Raw genomic sequence first — 16,922 nt, forward strand, 5'->3', positions numbered from 1 at the left:
GCACACGACACCTGTTGGGAGTTTCACATGGCAAACGCCTCCAGCACTTACCGCAAGGCACTCGAAGGTCAGCAGCAACCGAAAAAGGTGCTGGTGAAAGTCGATCGTGTCACCAAGAAGTTCGACGAAACCGTGGCCGTGGACGATGTGTCCCTGGAGATCCATCAGGGCGAAATCTTCGCGCTGCTGGGCGGTTCCGGTTCGGGCAAATCGACGCTGCTGCGCATGCTCGCCGGTTTCGAGCGGCCGACCGAGGGGCGGATTCTGCTCGATGGCGTGGACATCACCGACATGCCGCCGTACGAGCGGCCGATCAACATGATGTTCCAGTCCTACGCGCTGTTCCCGCACATGACCGTGGCACAGAACATCGCCTTCGGCCTCAAACAGGACCGTTTGCCTGCCAGCGAAATCGATGCCCGCGTCGAAGAAATGCTGCGTCTGGTGCACATGACCCAATACGCCAAGCGCCGCCCCCACCAGTTGTCCGGCGGCCAGCGTCAGCGCGTGGCGCTCGCCCGCTCGTTGGCCAAACGGCCGAAACTGTTGCTGCTCGACGAGCCGATGGGTGCGCTGGATAAAAAGCTGCGTTCGCAGATGCAGCTTGAGCTGGTGGAAATCATCGAGCGCGTTGGCGTGACCTGCGTCATGGTCACCCACGACCAGGAAGAAGCCATGACCATGGCCCAGCGCATCGCGATCATGCACCTGGGCTGGATCGCGCAGATCGGCAGCCCGGTGGACATTTATGAAGCGCCGGTCAGCCGCATGGTCTGCGAATTCATCGGTAACGTGAACGCCTTTGACGGCACCGTGGTGGAAGATCTGGAAGGCCACGCGATCATTCACAGCCCCGACTTGCAACAGAAGATCTACGTCGGTCACGGCGTCAGCACGTCGGTGCAGGATAAGTCGATCACCTACGCCATCCGCCCGGAAAAAATGCTCGTCAGCACCACCCAACCGGAGTTCCGCTACAACTGGTCCGAAGGCAAGGTCCACGACATCGCTTACCTCGGCGGCCACTCTGTGTTTTACGTCGAGCTGCCCGGCGGCAAGATCGTCCAGTCGTTCATGGCCAATGCCGAACGCCGTGGCGCGCGGCCGACCTGGGACGACAAGGTCTACGTCTGGTGGGAAGATGACAGCGGCGTGGTGCTGCGCTCATGAGAACTTTCAATCAGCAATTCTTGCGCCTGGTGCCCAGCGGACGAAAACTGGTGATCGGCATTCCGTTCATCTGGCTGTTCCTGTTCTTCATGCTGCCGTTCTTTCTGGTGATGAAGATCAGCTTCTCGGAAGCCGCGCTGTCGATCCCGCCGTACTCGGAGATCTACACCTTCGCCGAACAGAAATTCCAGCTGCTGCTGAACATCGGCAACTACACCCTGCTCGGCGAAGACGAGCTGTACCTGTCGGCGTACCTCGGCTCGCTGAAAGTCGCGGCACTGAGCACGCTGATGTGCCTGGTGATCGGTTTCCCGATGGCCTACGCGATCACCAAGACCGGCAAGGAAACGCAAAACGTCCTGCTGCTGTTGATCATGATGCCGACCTGGACGGCGATCCTGATCCGCGTGTATGCGTGGATGGGCATCCTCAGCAACAACGGTCTGCTCAACGGGTTCCTGATGTGGACCGGGCTCACCGATCACCCGATCGAGATCCTCAACACCAACACTGCGGTGTACATCGGCGTGGTCTACGCGTATCTGCCGTTCATGGTGCTGCCTCTCTACGCCAACCTCGTCAAGCACGACAACAGCCTGCTGGAAGCCGCGCAGGATCTGGGTTCGAGCAACTTCAACAACTTTTGGAAAATCACCGTGCCGCTGGCCAAGAACGGCATCATTGCCGGTTGCATGCTGGTGTTCATTCCGGTGGTCGGCGAGTTCGTGATTCCAGAACTGCTGGGTGGCCCGGAGACGCTGATGATCGGTCGCGTGCTGTGGCAGGAGTTCTTCAATAACCGCGACTGGCCGGTGGCTTCTGCGCTGGCGGTGGTGATGCTGTTGATCCTGATTGTGCCGATTCTGCTGTTCAACCGCAGCCAGGCCAAAGAGATGGAGGCACGGGGATGAAACGCTTCAACTTTTCCAAGTTCATGCTGATCTTCGGCTTGATGTTCATTTATCTGCCGATGCTGATTCTGGTGATCTACTCGTTCAACGCATCGAAACTGGTGACGGTGTGGGGTGGCTGGTCAGTGAAGTGGTATGTCGGCCTGCTCGACAACTCGCAACTGATGGGCTCGGTGCTGCGCTCGCTGGAAATCGCCTGCTACACCGCGATTGCCGCTGTGGCACTGGGGACGCTGGCGGCGTTCGTGCTGACGCGGGTGACGCGCTTCAAGGGTCGCACACTATTTGGTGGCCTGGTGACCGCGCCGTTGGTGATGCCGGAAGTGATCACCGGCCTGTCGCTGTTGCTGCTGTTCGTGGCGATGGCGCAACTGATCGGCTGGCCGCAGGAGCGCGGCATCGTCACCATTTGGATCGCCCACACCACCTTTTGTGCCGCTTATGTGGCGGTGGTAGTCTCCGCGCGCCTGCGGGAGCTGGATCTGTCGATCGAAGAAGCGGCGATGGACCTCGGCGCCAAACCATTCAAAGTGTTTTTCCTCATCACCATTCCCATGATCGCGCCGTCGCTGGCGGCGGGCGGGATGATGTCGTTTGCCTTGTCGCTGGATGATCTGGTGCTGGCGAGTTTTGTCTCCGGGCCGGGCTCGACGACGCTGCCGATGGAGGTGTTCTCGGCGGTGCGTCTGGGTGTGAAGCCTGAGATCAACGCCGTGGCCAGCCTGATTCTGCTGGCGGTGTCGCTGGTAACTTTCCTCGTCTGGTATTTCGGCCGCAAGGCAGAGGCCAACCGCAAACGGGCGATTCAGGAAGCGATGGATCAGACCGCAAACGAGTCGTGGCAACAGCCAGCAGCGGCGACTGCCTGAGCAACACTGAAGAACAACTGTGGCGAGGGGATTTATCCCCGTTGGGCTGCGAAGCGGCCCCTGCAGTTCTACCTGAAGACTCCGTATTCAGGTTTTGCGACTGCTTCGCAGCCGAGCGCGGATAAATCCCCTCGCCACAAGGTTCAAGTGCACCGAGCTTTTGTTTTGTTGAATAAGAAGAAGGGAGTTGTAGCGATGAAAATGTTTGGCAGGACTCTGCTGACACTGTCCTTAATGGGCGCAATGGTCATGGGCGCCCAGGCCAACGACAAGGTGCTGCGTGTTTACAACTGGTCCGATTACATCGCGCCGGACACCGTGAAAAAGTTCGAAGACGAGACCGGCATTCGCGTGACCTACGACGTCTTCGACAGCAACGAAACCCTGGAAGCGCGCCTGCTCGCGGGCAAATCCGGCTACGACATCGTCGTGCCGTCGAACAGTTTTCTGGCCAAGCAGATCAAGGCCGGTGTTTATCAGCCGCTGGACAAATCGAAGCTGCCGAACTGGAAGAATCTCAACCCGGTGCTGCTGAAAAACGCCGCCGCCAGTGATCCGGACAACGCGCATGCGTTCCCGTACATGTGGGGCTCGATCGGCATCGGTTTCAATCCGGCGAAGGTCAAGGAAGTTCTCGGCGCCAACGCCCCGACCAACTCCTGGGACTTACTGTTCAAACCGGAGAACGCGGAAAAGCTCAAAGCCTGCGGCATCAGTTTCCTCGATTCGCCGACCGAAATGCTCCCGGCCGCCCTGCACTACCTGGGCTATCCGGTGAACGACAAGGACAAGGCGCACATCGCCGAAGCCGAAGCGCTGTTCATGAAAATCCGCCCTTACGTGGCGTACTTCCACTCCTCGAAGTACATCTCCGATCTGGCCAACGGCAACATCTGCGTGGCGGTGGGTTACTCCGGCGACGTCCTGCAGGCCAAGGCCCGCGCGGTGGAATCGGGCAACAACGTGGTGATCGACTACAGCATTCCCAAGGAAGGCGCCGGCAGTTTCTACGACATGGTCGCCATCCCCCGTGATGCGGCGAACGTCGACAATGCCTACCTGTTCATGGACTTCCTGATGCGCCCGGACATCATCGCCGAAGTCACCAACAGCATCGGCTACAGCAACGCCAACGCAGCGGCCACGCCACTGGTGGACGAAGCGATCCGCAACGAACCGGGTTCGTATCCGTCGCAAGCGGTGATGGCGACGTTGTATGCAGTGCCGGATCAGCCAATTGCCACGCAGCGGATCATGACGCGCGGCTGGACGCGGGTGAAGCTCGGTAAATAAAAACACCGATGATCAAAATGTGGGAGCGAGCCTGCTCGCGAAGGCGGTAGGACAGGCGACGAAAATATTGGGTGTGCCGACGCTTTCGCGAGCAGGCTCGCTCCCACAATGAAGCAATGCAGTGCTGAAAATTTTCCGTTCACGCAGCGCACTACCACCGCTGCACCCTGCTCTGAACGGCCTCACCCGGCTCCCTCGGCTCGGGTGATTTTGCAGGCGCCTTCGGGCGCCTTTTTTTGTCCGTTCAGATCAACGGCCAGTCCTGCACAACCCGATACCGACCCTTGTGCGATTCGAACAGAGCGAAGCGTTCAGCACGCAGAAAGAACTCCGGCGGCGTGCGCGCTTCCGGCTCCGGCGCGCGGTATTCGCGGGCCAGTGTCAGGTGCGGGCGGAACTCGCGGGTGGCTTCTTCAAAACCGAACGGCAGCATCGCCTGCTCCAATGCATAGACCAGGCGCAACAACGCCGGCGGCGCCTGTTCGGGTGCAAGGGACAACACACCGGGGCGATGCCAGACCTGCAAGCGATCCAGCGCAACCCGCAACGCCTCGCCAGGAACACGTACGCCGCCGGCGGCTTCGCAGACGCCATGAATCTGCGCCAGCGGCACCGCTCCAAGAAACAGCAGAGTCAGATGAAAGTTATCCGCCGGCACCGGTTTGCCGCTGCGCAGGCCCAGTTCCGCGCGCCACTGGGCGATTGCCTTGCGCTGCGCCGGTGGGCAGTCCAAAGCGAAAAACAGCCGTTTCGACGGTTCATCCCTGCGCACTTCATCCATCATCGCCCTGCCCCCCATATCGTCATGATCACGCCGATTCTACACAGCCTGTGCTGACGACTCGCGACAGGAAGCTATAGTTCAGGGATTGCCATCAACCGGAGGCTGCCATGCGCGAGATCCTCAGCAAAGAACCCTGGTGGGCCCGGCCACCGCATCCCGGACAGGAAGAAAGCGAACTGGAATGGGGCTGGCTGGTGCATTACAGCGAAGGCGAACCACGCTTCGAATTCGTTCGTGAGAGGCCCAGCGACGAGCAGATCCGCAACCGCAAAAGTTGCCGGGTCACCCCCTCGCCCGAATGAATAGAGCTCGTGAGCACTAATCCTGTGGGAGCGAGCAGGCTCGCTCCCACAGGGTCATGCATTGATCAGTGGGGTTGGGTGTCGCCCGCGGCGGTGTCGATGCTGACCACAACTGACATCCCCGGCCGCAAGCGTTCTTCTTCCTGCTGGTCGGGATCGATGGTGATGCGCACCGGCACGCGCTGGGCGATCTTGACGAAGTTACCGGTGGCGTTGTCGGCCTGCAGCAAGGCAAATTCCGAGCCGGTGCCCGGCGAAATATGCTGCACGTGGCCGGTGAATCTGCGGTGGTTCAAGGCGTCGACGGTGAAGCGTACCGGTTGCCCGACCCGCACGTTGGCCATCTGGGTTTCCTTCATGTTGGCGATCACCCACTTCTGGTCCGGGACCAACGCCATCAGCTGCGCGCCGGAGTTGACGTAGGCCCCCAAGCGCACGCCGATCTGCCCGAGCTGGCCGTCGCGCGGGGCGACAATCCGTGTGTTCGACAGATCGATCCGCGCCAGTTGCACCGCCGCTTCAGCACTGGCCACGGCAGCCTCCAGCGAGCCGCGATTGACGATCACCGTTTGCAGATCCTGCCGGGCGATTTCCAGATTGGCCTTGGCCTGCGCCACAGAAGCGGTGCTTTGCGCGTTGGCAGCGAGAGTCACGTCGAATTCGCGCTTGGACACCGAGCCGTCGCGCACCAGTTCCTGATTACGCCGCAGATCCGCCTCGCTCTTGCGCAACTGCGCCTGGCTGTCGGCGAGCACCGCCTGGCGCAATTTGATCGTCGCTTCAGCGCTGTTGCGCTGCTGCACGACGTTGGCCAATCCGGCTTTCTGCACCGCCAGTTGTGCCAGGGACTGGTCGAGGCGTTGCTGATAAATGCGGTCGTCCAGACGCACCAGCAGGTCCCCGGCCTTGACGTACTGGAAGTCCTGCACCGGCACCTCGAACACATAGCCGCTGAGCTGCGGACCGATGATCGTCACCTGCCCGCGAATCAAGGCGTTTTCGGTAGTTTCGACCGCACTGCTGAATGGCGGCAGTTGCCAGGCATACAACACGATCAGCACGCCGACGATGGCGATTGCGGCAAAGCCCAGCGAAGAAATGATCCGCACCCGCAGCGAACGCGGCGCGGTATTCGGTGACGATGGCGGCGCCTCCCCTTCAGGCGTGGCGGCGATGGCGTTGGTAGTTGTGGTGGTCGGTTCGGTCATGAAGAAGTGGCACCGCTGGGTGGTACGGAAGGTGTCGGCTCAATGGCTTTGGTGGTGCTCATCAGCCACAACGCGCGAATCGAAAGCCAGATCATGGTCAGGACGGCAATGACCGCAATCAGCATGAAGACATCGTTATAGGCCAGCACGTTCGCTTCGCGTGTCGCCGCATTGGCGAGGCTGCGCATGCCGGCCAGATTGCGCAGGCTCGGGTCGGCGAGCAAACCGCCGAACGCCGAGCCGCCGCTCTGCACTCGCGCAGCCACCAAGGGATCGGACATCACCAGATGATCGACGATGTGGCTGGAATGGTACTTCTCCCGCACGATCTGAAAAGTGCCAAGCAACGCCGCGCCGAGCAGTCCGCCGAGGTTGTTGCAGATCCCGAACAGCACGGAAAAACTCACCAGGTTGCGCGGATTGGTCAGCACGTTGCGCGTGCCGAAGACCATGGTCGGGCCGAGAAAAAACGTACTGCCGAACGCCAGCAGGAACTGGCTGAAATACATGTTTTCGGGGCGGGTCAGGTTGTTCGAGAAGCTGTCCATCACCGAACCGGTGGCCATCAGCGCCAAGGAAATGATCAACGGCATCAGCAGGTGTTTGGGATCGATGGTCAACGCGCTGGTGGCAAGCCCGGCGATGCTGCCGATCAGCATCACCACGTACAGACTGTGCAATTGCTCATAGCCCATGTTGAGGTTCTGCATGAAACCGACCGCGCCGGTGGATTGCTCCGAGGTGACCATGCGAATCAGGGTCACCGCCAGCGCGAGGCGGATCATCGTTCCGCTGCCCAGCCAGCGGGTCATCAGCATCGGGTTGCTGCGGTTATGCTCGATGGCCAGGCCCATGATGATCAGCGCGATCGAACAGGCCAGCGCCACGCCGATCCAGTCTGCCTCCAGCCACCAGTCGATCCGCCCCAGCGACAGCACCGCGCACAACAACGCCACACCCGTGGCGAGGATGGCGAAGGTGAGGAAATCGAGTTTTTCAAAGGTCTTGAAGCGGTCACCGGGCGGCAACTTCAGCAGCAACACACAGCCGAGTGACAGCAGGGCCATGCCCAATTCGAACAAGTACAAACCGCGCCATTCGGCGATCTGCAACAGGTCTTCGGAAAACAGCCGCGCCAGCGGCAACGCCAATTGCGACGTGCCGAGGCCGAGCACCAGCGCTTTGAGCCGCCACTTCGCCGGAAACGCCTGGACCATGTAATACAGACCCAACGAGCTCAGCGCCGCACCGACCATGCCGTGCGCCGCTCGCACCGCCACTGCCGAGTTGAGATCGTTGACGAACAAATGGCCGAAGGTCACCAGCGCGTACAACACCAGAAATACTTCGGTGAATGCGCGCAAACCGAACTGCTGGCGAAACTTCACCAACAGCAGGTTCATCGACACGTTGGTCATCACATAGGCCGCCGGCAGCCAGGCCATCTCCGCCGTGGTCGCGCCGAGCGAGCCTTGCAGGTAAGGCAGGTTGGCAACCACCAGCGAGTTGCCCAACCCACCGGTCACCGCCACCAGCACGCCAACCGCCGCATAAGCCAGACGCTTGGGCGTGGAATGCAACGGGGTCGATGGGGAACCGGGCAGGCTGGGCTTTTCGTGGGGTTGCCAGTTGCGCGGGGCGTATTTATCCATGGATCGGCCTGGTGCTGGGGGTGAGGGAAGTTTGCCGCAATTTGACAGGCAATACACGACTCGACGGACACCAAGGAACCCGGTGGGAGCGAGCCTGCTCGCGAAAGCGCTGTGTCAGTCGACAACTTCATTGAAGGAAAGTCCGCATTCGCGAGCAGGCTCGCTCCCACAGGGGTTCTGCGTCGCATGGGAGGTCATCGCATAACTTCCAGTTGACAATCCCCGTAAATCTGGGAAATATCCGCATCGATGTTGTACGACGACGTATGACAAATAATAAAAACAACAAACGATCCAGGGAGCGTCACAGTGAGCCCACTCGCCCGCAATTCCGTCCGCCCGTCACGTTTTGCCCATTTCAAACCGCGTTCGACCCTCAGCCTGATCGGTTGCAGCAGCCTCGCTCTGGCCCTGCCGATGAGCGCCGATGCCGAGGGCTTTCTCGACGACAGCAAAGCCACGCTGAACCTGCGCAACGCCTACTTCAACCGCAACTTCGTCAACCCGGCCAATCCGCAGGGCAAGGCTGAAGAATGGACGCAGAACTTCATTCTCGACGCCAAATCCGGCTTCACCCAGGGCACCGTCGGCTTCGGCCTCGACATCCTTGGCATGTACTCGCAAAAGCTCGATGGCGGCAAAGGCACGGGCGGCACGCAACTATTGCCGATCCATGATGACGGCCGCCCGGCCGACAACTTCGGCCGCCTCGGCGTGGCGCTGAAAGCCAAAGTCTCGAAGACCGAATTGAAGGTCGGCGAATGGATGCCGGTATTGCCGATCCTGCGCTCCGACGACGGCCGCTCCCTGCCGCAGACCTTTCGCGGCGGGCAGATCACGTCCACTGAAATCAACGGCCTGACCGTCTACGGCGGCCAGTTCCGTGGCAATAGCCCGCGCAACGACGCGAGCATGGAAGACATGTCGATGAACGGCCGCGGTGCATTCACCTCCGATCGTTTCAACTTCGGCGGCGGCGAATACAGCTTCAACGAAAAACGCACGATGGTCGGCGTGTGGTACGCCGAGCTCACCGACATCTACCAGCAGCAGTATTTCAACCTCAGCCACAGTCAGCCGATGGGCGACTGGACGCTGGGCGCCAACCTCGGTTTCTTCACCGGCAAGGAAGACGGCAGCGCTCAGGCCGGCGACCTCGACAACAAGACCGCGTTCGCCCTGCTCTCGGCCAAGTACGGTGGCAACACCTTCTACGTCGGCCTGCAGAAACTCACCGGCGACGATGCTTGGATGCGCGTCAACGGCACCAGCGGCGGCACCTTGGCCAACGACAGTTACAACGCCAGTTATGACAACGCCAAAGAGCGCTCCTGGCAGGTGCGTCACGACTACAACTTCGTTGCGCTGGGCGTGCCTGGCCTGACCCTGATGAACCGCTACATCAGCGGCGATAACGTGCACACCGCCACCACCAATGACGGCAAGGAATGGGGCCGCGAATCAGAGCTGGCCTACACCGTGCAGAGCGGCCCGCTGAAGAACCTCAACGTGAAATGGCGCAACGCGACCATTCGCCGGGACTTCAGCACCAACGAATTTGACGAGAACCGGATCTTTATCAGCTATCCGATTTCGTTGTTGTAAGGGTTGGCGGTTTGCCCTGTGGGAGCGAGCCTGCTCGCGAAAGCGCCGGACCAGTCGACTTGTTCTGACTGACACAGCGCATTCGCGAGCAGGCTCGCTCCCACAAGGGGATTGCATTGCCAGGCAGGTATCGGGTGCTGAAAAAATGAATCGCCCCTTCCGTCATCTACACCAAAAGTCGCGTTGACAAGATCCGGAAACCCTACCGATACTTCAGCGCAGTCATACGACAACCTACAACAAACCTAATAACAATGTGTTCAGGGATTGCCATGACGTCTACCTCTACCCCCCGCGCTCCTTTCAACCGCCTGCTGCTGACCGGTGCCGCCGGCGGCCTGGGCAAAGTGCTGCGCGAACGCCTGCGCCCTTACGCCAATGTGCTGCGCCTGTCCGACATCGCCGCCCTCGCCCCGGCCGTCGATGACCACGAAGAAGTCGTGCTCTGCGACCTCGCCGACAAGCAAGCCGTGCATCAACTGGTCGAAGGGGTCGATGCGATCTTGCATTTCGGCGGCGTTTCGGTCGAGCGCCCGTTCGAAGAAATCCTCGGTGCCAACATCTGCGGCGTGTTCCACATTTACGAAGCGGCGCGCAAGCACGGTGTGAAGCGGGTGATCTTCGCCAGCTCCAACCACGTCATCGGTTTCTACAAACAGGACCAACAGCTCGACGCCACTTCAGCGCGTCGTCCCGATGGTTACTACGGCTTGTCCAAGTCCTACGGCGAAGACATGGCCAGTTTCTACTTCGATCGCTACGGCATCGAAACCGTCAGCATCCGCATCGGCTCCTCGTTCCCCGAACCGCAAAACCGCCGGATGATGCACACCTGGCTGAGCTTCGACGATCTCACGCAACTGCTCGAACGCTCGCTGTACACACCGAACGTCGGCCACACCGTGGTCTACGGCATGTCCGCCAACAAAGACGTCTGGTGGGACAACCGCTACGCCAGCCACCTCGGTTTCGAAGCCAAGGACACCTCGGAAGTGTTCCGCGACAAGGTCGAAGCGCAACCGATGCCGGCCGACGATGATCCGGCGCGGATCTATCAGGGCGGCGCCTTCGTCGCAGCAGGCCCGTTCGGCGACTGACCGTTCGACTTGATCCCCTTTAATAAAAACCATGGGAATGAGTATGCAAGCCGAATTGATCGTCGACGCCCGCAACGCGGTCGGTGAAAGCCCGGTCTGGGTGCCGCAGGAAAACGCTCTGTACTGGGTCGATATTCCCAACGGCGGGCTGCAACGCTGGAGCGCTGACAGCGGGCATGTTGCCTCGTGGAAGGCCCCGGAAATGCTCGCCTGCATCACCCGCCACCGCAGTGGCGGCTGGGTCGCTGGCATGGAAAGCGGATTCTTTCGCCTGCACCCGCACAGCGACGGCAGCCTCGACAGTGAGTTGCTCGCCACCGTAGAGCACAGCCGCGCCGACATGCGCCTCAACGACGGTCGCTGTGATCGCCAAGGGCGTTTCTGGGCGGGCAGCATGGTGCTGAACATGGGCCTGAACGCGCCTGAAGGCCGGCTCTATCGCTACAGCGCCGGGCAGACGGGCGTGATCGAAGCGCAACTGGATGGCTTCATCGTGCCCAACGGCCTCGCTTTCAGCCCTGACGGCAAGACCATGTACCTGTCGGATTCGCACCCCGATGTGCAACTGATCTGGGCCTTCGATTACGACACCGAGACCGGCACGCCATCGAATCGCCGAATCTTCGTCGACATGAATCATTTCCCCGGCCGCCCCGATGGCGCTGCCGTGGATGCCGAAGGCTGCTACTGGATCTGCGCCAACGACGCCGGCCTGATCCACCGCTTTGCCCCGGATGGCCGACTGGATTTCTCGCTGGAAGTACCGGTGAAGAAACCGACCATGTGCGCCTTCGGCGGCAGCAACCTGGACACCTTGTTTGTCGCCTCGATTCGCCCCGGCGATGACCACGACCCGCAATCCCTGGCCGGCGGCGTGTTCGCCCTGAAGCCAGGCGTCAAAGGCCTCGCCGAACCGCAATTCAACGATTTGCTTTAGACCCTCTGCTGCACCGCTGCGCCTTGAACACAAAAATAACAAGACTGGAGACTCACCCCCATGAATTTCAAACGCACCTTGCTCGCCGCTGCACTCCCGCTGATGTTCACCTTTGCCGGTGCCGCTCAGGCGGAAATGAAACTCAAATTTGCCGACATTCACCCCGCCGGTTACCCAACCGTGGTGGCTGAAAAATCCATGGGCGATACCCTGACCAAGGAAACCAACGGCGAGCTGACCTTCCAATACTTCCCGGGCGGTGTGCTCGGTTCCGAGAAGGAAGTCATCGAGCAGATGCAGGTCGGCGCGGTGCAGCTGTCGCGTGTCAGCCTGGGCATCGTCGGCCCTGTGGTGCCGGATGTGAACGTGTTCAACATGCCGTTCATCTTCCGCGACCAGCAACACATGCGTAACGTCATCGATGGCCCGGTGGGCGATGAGATTCTCGACAAGATCACCAACTCCGAATTCGGCCTGGTGGCCCTGGCGTGGATGGACGGCGGCACGCGCAACATCTACACCAAGAAACCGGTGCGCAAGCTCGAAGACCTCAAGGGCATGAAAATCCGCGTACAAGGCAACCCGATGTTCATCGACATGATGAACGCCATGGGCGGTAACGGCATCGCCATGGACACCGGGGAAATCTTCAGCGCCCTGCAGACCGGCGTGATCGATGGCGCGGAAAACAACCCGCCGACCCTGCTTGAACACAACCACTTCCAGAACGCCAAGTTCTACAGCCTGACCGGTCACCTGATCCTGCCAGAGCCGATCGTGATGTCGAAAATCACTTGGGAAAAACTCACTCCGGATCAACAGCAACTGGTGAAAAAAGCCGCCAAGGCTGCCCAGGCTGAAGAGCGCGTACTGTGGGACAAGAAGTCCGCTGCCAGTGAAGAAAAACTCAAGGCCGCTGGCGTCGAGTTCATCGAAGTCGACAAAAAACCCTTCTACGACGCCACCGCACCGGTACGGGAAAAGTACGGCGCGAAGTACGCCGACCTGATCAAAAAGATCGAAGCCGTTCAGTAACGCCTCCCGCTCCGTACTCATGAAAAAGGCCCGGCGCGCCAGCGGTTCAGGCGCGCCCGGTTACGGTGGAACCCGATGAAGAATCTGCTGCTGCGTATCAACGACAAGATCTACATGACGTGCATCTGGGTCGCCGGCCTTTCCGTCCTGGCGATTTCCCTGATGATTCCCTGGGGCGTGTTCGCCCGCTACGTGCTCGGCACCGGCTCCAGCTGGCCTGAGCCGACGGCGATCCTGCTGATGATGGTGTTCACCTTCATCGGCGCCGCCGCCAGTTACCGCGCCGGTGCGCACATGGCCGTGGCCATGCTCACCGACCGCATGCCAGCGCAGCTGAAATCCGCAGCAGCGATTTTTTCGCAACTGCTGATGGCGGCCATCTGCATCTTCATGACCATCTGGGGCACCAAGCTGTGCATGTCCACCTGGAACCAGTTCATGGCCGCCCTGCCCGATCTGCGGGTTGGCGTGACCTATCTGCCGATCCCCCTGGGTGGCTTGCTGACGCTGATTTTTGTCTTGGAAAAACTCTTGCTCGGTGACCAGAGCAAACGTCGGGTCGTGCAGTTCGACCTGGTTGAAGAAAGTGAAGGTGCCGTTTAATGGACGCTCTGATCCTGCTGGGCAGTTTTATCGTATTGATCCTGATCGGCATGCCGGTCGCTTACGCGTTGGGCGCCGCTGCGCTGATCGGCGCTTGGTGGATCGACATTCCCTTCCAGGCGGTGATGATCCAGGTCGCCTCGGGGGTGAACAAATTCTCGCTGCTGGCCATTCCGTTCTTCGTCCTCGCCGGCGCGATCATGGCCGAGGGCGGCATGTCCCGGCGTTTGGTGGCATGTGCCGGGGTGCTGGTCGGTTTCGTGCGCGGTGGTCTGTCACTGGTCAACATTGTTGCCTCGACGTTCTTCGGTGCGATCTCCGGTTCGTCGGTGGCCGACACCGCGTCGGTGGGCTCGGTGCTGATTCCGGAAATGGAACGCAAGGGCTATCCACGGGACTTCTCCACCGCCGTGACCGTCAGCGGTTCGGTGCAAGCCCTACTGACGCCGCCGAGCCATAACTCGGTGCTCTACTCGCTGGCTGCAGGCGGTACCGTTTCGATCGCTTCGCTGTTCATGGCCGGCATCGTCCCGGGCCTGCTGATGAGCGCCTGCCTGATGGTGCTGTGCCTGATCTTCGCGAAAAAGCGCAACTACCCCAAGGGCGAAGTGATTCCGATGCGCCAGGCGCTGAAGATCGTCGGCGAAGCCCTGTGGGGCATGATGGCGATGGTGATCATCCTCGGCGGCATTCTCTCGGGTATTTTCACCGCCACTGAATCGGCGGCCATCGCCGTGCTTTGGTCATTCTTCGTGACCATGTTCATCTACCGCGACTACAAATGGAGCGAGTTGCCCAAGCTGATGCATCGCACGGTGCGCACCATCTCCATCGTGATGATCCTGATCGGTTTCGCCGCCAGCTTCGGCTACATCATGACGCTGATGCAGATCCCGGCGAAAATCACCACGCTGTTCCTGACCCTGTCGGACAACCGCTACGTGATCCTCATGTGCATCAACGTCATGCTGCTGTTGCTTGGCACGGTGATGGACATGGCGCCGCTGATCCTGATCCTCACGCCGATCCTGATGCCAGTGATCATGGGCATCGGTGTCGATCCGGTGCAGTTCGGCATGATCATGCTGGTCAACCTGGGGATCGGATTGATAACACCGCCCGTGGGCGCCGTACTCTTCGTCGGCTCGGCGGTGGGCAAGGTCAGTATCGAAAGCACCGTGAAAGCGCTGCTGCCGTTCTATGGCGTGCTGTTCCTGGTGCTGCTGCTGGTGACCTACGTTCCGGCGATTTCGCTGTGGCTGCCGCACCTGGTGTTGTAACCGTCTGAGAAGATCGCAGCCTCGTGCAAGGAGGCTGCGATCTTTTGCTCTTCACGCCCGCAACAACATGTACCCCGCCACCACCAGACAGACACTGGCAAACCCCACCTGCAACGCCCGCGCCGGAACTCGCGCACAAAGCCTGCGGCCGACGATCATGCCGACAATGCTGGCAACGATGAACGCCCCACCCCGGCTGTCGATACGCACCCCCGCATGAAACGCGCCGATCACCCCGATCGCGGAAATCAGACTGATCACCATCAACGACGTCGCAACGATGCCGCGCATCTGCACATCGGTCAGTTGCTTGAACGCCGGCACGATCAGAAAGCCGCCGCCGACGCCCAGTAAACCCGAAACCACGCCAGTAACCGCTCCCAGTGCAGCCAGGGTGGCGGTGCATTTGGCGGTCCAGTCGAAGCGCCCGGTCTGCTCGTTGAGCATGCAGTTTTTCTGCCCCCAACTGGCATGGCCGTGATCGCTCGGCCCGGCTTGCTGACGCTCCTTTCTGAACATCCGCCAGGCGACCAGAACCATCAGCAGGCTGAACAGCATCATCAGAATCTTTTCCGGCAGTTGATGCGCGAAGTAGATCCCCAGCGGCGAAAACACCGCGCCCAGTGCCGCGATCAACAGCGCCGCGCGGTAACGCACCAGGCCATGGCGCAAACCGTCGATAGCACCGACCGCTGCCGCGCTGCCGACCGCAAACAAGGCCACCGGCGCCGCTTGCGTCATCGTCCAGCCGAGCCCGAGCACCAGCGCCGGCACCGCGAGAATCCCGCCGCCTGCGCCGGTCAGGCCGAGGATCAACCCCATCACCACGCCAAACAAACTTGCCAGCAACATAGGGGTTTTCTCAGTCGATCCTGGACAGACGCGTCAGCCACTCGCGGCCCTTGAGCATGCCGTGCCAGTAGAACCACGGCAGCAGCGTCGCTTTCAGCCACCATGCCGAACGGCGGGCCACGGTCGGGTCCAGCGGGAAAGTCGGCAGCAGTTTGCCGCCATAGCCGAACTCGGCGAGGATCACCTTGCCCTTCTCCACCGTCAGCGGGCACGAGCCGTAGCCGTCGTACTTGAGCGGCAGCGGCTGTTGTTTGCGCGCGGCCAGCAGGTTCTGCGCAACGACGACCACCTGCTTGCGCACCGCTGCGGCGGTTTTCGCGTTGCTGGTGCCGCAGATATCGCCCAGTGCGAACACCTCGGGATAACGCGGATGCTGCAGGCTGTGCGGATCGACTTCGCACCAACCGCCGGCATCGGCCAGCGCACTCTGGGCGATGAAATCCGGCGCGACTTGTGGCGGCACGACGTGCAGCAGATCGAAGGTTTTTGCCACGCGGCTGACGTTGCCGTCGGCGTCCTTGACGTCAAACCACGCGGTTTTCGCCGGGCCGTCGACTTTGACCAGATTCGAGTTGAACGCCAGTTGCGCGTCGTACTGTTCGATGTACTTCATCAACGGCGGCACAAAGGTCGGCACGCCAAACAGCGCAGCGCCAGCGAGGTTGAATTCGACATTGATGTCTTTCAGCACGGCGGATTTGCGCCAGTAATCGCAAGACAGGTACAGGGCTTTTTGCGGCGCGCCGGCGCATTTGATCGGCATCGCCGGCTGGGTGAACAGCGCCCGGCCATCGCGCAGTTTCTGCACTTGATCCCAGGTGTACTGGGCGTGTTGATAGCTGTAGTTGGAGGTGACGCCGTGCTGGCCGAGGCTTTCCTGCAAGCCTTCGATTTTCTCCCAGGCCAGGCGCAGGCCGGGGCAGACGATCAGGTTCTGATAGCTGACGGTGCGCTGGTCGTCGAGGGTGAGTTGGCGGCTTTGCGGGTCGATGGCGCTGACACTGGCCTGAATCCACGTCGCATGACGCGGCATGACTTTGCTCATCGGCCTGACGGTGTCTTTCACGTCAAATGCACCACCGCCGACCAGCGTCCACGCCGGTTGATAGTAGTGCTGTGAACTCGGTTCGATCACGGTGACTTTGAGCTGCGGGTCACGCTTGAGCAGGCTGGCGACAAAACCGATGCCGGCCGTGCCACCGCCGATGACCACGATGTCCGCACTGATGGATGGGCCCCAGTGTTGATCGTTCATTGCTTTTTCCTTTTGCTGCACGCAAGGATTTTTTGGCTCACCACAACAACCAATGTGGGAGCGAGCCTG

At 60.6% G+C, this 16,922-nt stretch carries 16 protein-coding genes; 11 read left to right on the forward strand and 5 right to left on the reverse strand.

Annotated features, from left to right (window positions below):
• The first annotated feature begins 27 nt into the window (after positions 1 to 27).
• The 4 genes from potA (at position 28) to V8J63_RS17565 (ending at position 4,243) form a co-directional block, all read left to right on the forward strand.
• Complete coding sequence (potA, locus tag V8J63_RS17550; protein WP_024013333.1) at positions 28 to 1,170, forward strand: polyamine ABC transporter ATP-binding protein; 1,143 nt, start codon at positions 28 to 30, stop codon at positions 1,168 to 1,170.
• Positions 1,167 to 2,081, forward strand: coding sequence for an ABC transporter permease subunit (locus tag V8J63_RS17555; RefSeq protein WP_024013334.1), 915 nt, complete (start codon positions 1,167 to 1,169; stop codon positions 2,079 to 2,081). The genes potA and V8J63_RS17555 overlap by 4 nt, the downstream gene beginning before the upstream one ends.
• Positions 2,078 to 2,950 carry an ABC transporter permease subunit gene (locus V8J63_RS17560; protein ID WP_197892873.1) on the forward strand — a complete coding sequence of 291 codons (873 nt, stop codon included), beginning with the start codon at positions 2,078 to 2,080 and terminating at the stop codon, positions 2,948 to 2,950. Before V8J63_RS17555 ends, V8J63_RS17560 begins: the two co-directional genes overlap by 4 nt.
• Positions 2,951 to 3,145: 195 nt before the next feature.
• Positions 3,146 to 4,243: a polyamine ABC transporter substrate-binding protein gene (locus tag V8J63_RS17565; RefSeq protein WP_095182000.1), complete on the forward strand. Its 1,098-nt coding sequence runs from the start codon at positions 3,146 to 3,148 to the stop codon at positions 4,241 to 4,243.
• Positions 4,244 to 4,487: 244 nt separating this feature from the next.
• Here the strand turns inward: V8J63_RS17565 and thpR are convergent, their stop codons facing one another.
• Entirely contained in the window at positions 4,488 to 5,027 is a 540-nt protein-coding gene (gene thpR, locus V8J63_RS17570; RefSeq protein WP_125927667.1) for an RNA 2',3'-cyclic phosphodiesterase, read from the reverse strand.
• 107 nt (positions 5,028 to 5,134) lie between these two features.
• Here thpR and V8J63_RS17575 point away from each other — a divergent pair, with 107 nt between their 5' ends.
• A complete protein-coding gene (locus V8J63_RS17575; protein WP_125927669.1) occupies positions 5,135 to 5,329 on the forward strand; it encodes a hypothetical protein in 195 nt (64 codons plus the stop codon).
• 65 nt (positions 5,330 to 5,394) lie between these two features.
• Here the strand turns inward: V8J63_RS17575 and V8J63_RS17580 are convergent, their stop codons facing one another.
• Both V8J63_RS17580 and V8J63_RS17585 read right to left on the reverse strand, forming a co-directional pair.
• A complete protein-coding gene (locus V8J63_RS17580; protein WP_110600944.1) occupies positions 5,395 to 6,537 on the reverse strand; it encodes an HlyD family secretion protein in 1,143 nt (380 codons plus the stop codon).
• Positions 6,534 to 8,189 carry an MFS transporter gene (locus V8J63_RS17585; RefSeq protein ID WP_073471236.1) on the reverse strand — a complete coding sequence of 552 codons (1,656 nt, stop codon included), beginning with the start codon at positions 8,187 to 8,189 and terminating at the stop codon, positions 6,534 to 6,536. The genes V8J63_RS17580 and V8J63_RS17585 overlap by 4 nt, the downstream gene beginning before the upstream one ends.
• A 309-nt stretch (positions 8,190 to 8,498) precedes the next feature.
• On the opposite strand from V8J63_RS17585, the gene V8J63_RS17590 reads away from it, so the two are divergent.
• From V8J63_RS17590 to V8J63_RS17615, 6 genes are all read left to right on the forward strand, one after another.
• The gene (locus tag V8J63_RS17590; RefSeq protein WP_024013340.1) at positions 8,499 to 9,794 is read left to right on the forward strand and encodes an OprD family porin; all 1,296 of its coding nucleotides are present in this window, start codon (positions 8,499 to 8,501) and stop codon (positions 9,792 to 9,794) included.
• A gap of 272 nt (positions 9,795 to 10,066) precedes the next feature.
• Positions 10,067 to 10,891, forward strand: a complete 825-nt coding sequence (locus V8J63_RS17595; protein WP_016775186.1) for an NAD-dependent epimerase/dehydratase family protein — start codon at positions 10,067 to 10,069, stop codon at positions 10,889 to 10,891.
• Positions 10,892 to 10,934: 43 nt separating this feature from the next.
• The gene (locus tag V8J63_RS17600) at positions 10,935 to 11,828 is read left to right on the forward strand and encodes an SMP-30/gluconolactonase/LRE family protein (RefSeq protein ID WP_110600939.1); all 894 of its coding nucleotides are present in this window, start codon (positions 10,935 to 10,937) and stop codon (positions 11,826 to 11,828) included.
• 60 nt (positions 11,829 to 11,888) lie between these two features.
• Positions 11,889 to 12,863, forward strand: coding sequence for a TRAP transporter substrate-binding protein (locus V8J63_RS17605; protein ID WP_130888723.1), 975 nt, complete (start codon positions 11,889 to 11,891; stop codon positions 12,861 to 12,863).
• 75 nt (positions 12,864 to 12,938) lie between these two features.
• A complete protein-coding gene (locus tag V8J63_RS17610; protein WP_336464414.1) occupies positions 12,939 to 13,466 on the forward strand; it encodes a TRAP transporter small permease in 528 nt (175 codons plus the stop codon).
• Positions 13,466 to 14,746: a TRAP transporter large permease gene (locus V8J63_RS17615; protein WP_016775191.1), complete on the forward strand. Its 1,281-nt coding sequence runs from the start codon at positions 13,466 to 13,468 to the stop codon at positions 14,744 to 14,746. The genes V8J63_RS17610 and V8J63_RS17615 overlap by 1 nt, the downstream gene beginning before the upstream one ends.
• Before the next feature lie 51 nt (positions 14,747 to 14,797).
• Here V8J63_RS17615 and V8J63_RS17620 read toward each other — a convergent pair whose 3' ends face one another.
• Positions 14,798 to 15,598: a sulfite exporter TauE/SafE family protein gene (locus V8J63_RS17620; RefSeq protein ID WP_336464415.1), complete on the reverse strand. Its 801-nt coding sequence runs from the start codon at positions 15,596 to 15,598 to the stop codon at positions 14,798 to 14,800.
• 10 nt (positions 15,599 to 15,608) lie between these two features.
• Complete coding sequence (locus V8J63_RS17625) at positions 15,609 to 16,853, reverse strand: NAD(P)/FAD-dependent oxidoreductase (protein ID WP_197891840.1); 1,245 nt, start codon at positions 16,851 to 16,853, stop codon at positions 15,609 to 15,611.
• Positions 16,854 to 16,922 lie beyond the last annotated feature (69 nt).

This window comes from Pseudomonas sp. CCNWLW23 (assembly GCF_037095675.1).
Taxonomy (GTDB): Bacteria; Pseudomonadota; Gammaproteobacteria; order Pseudomonadales; family Pseudomonadaceae; genus Aquipseudomonas; species Aquipseudomonas atacamensis.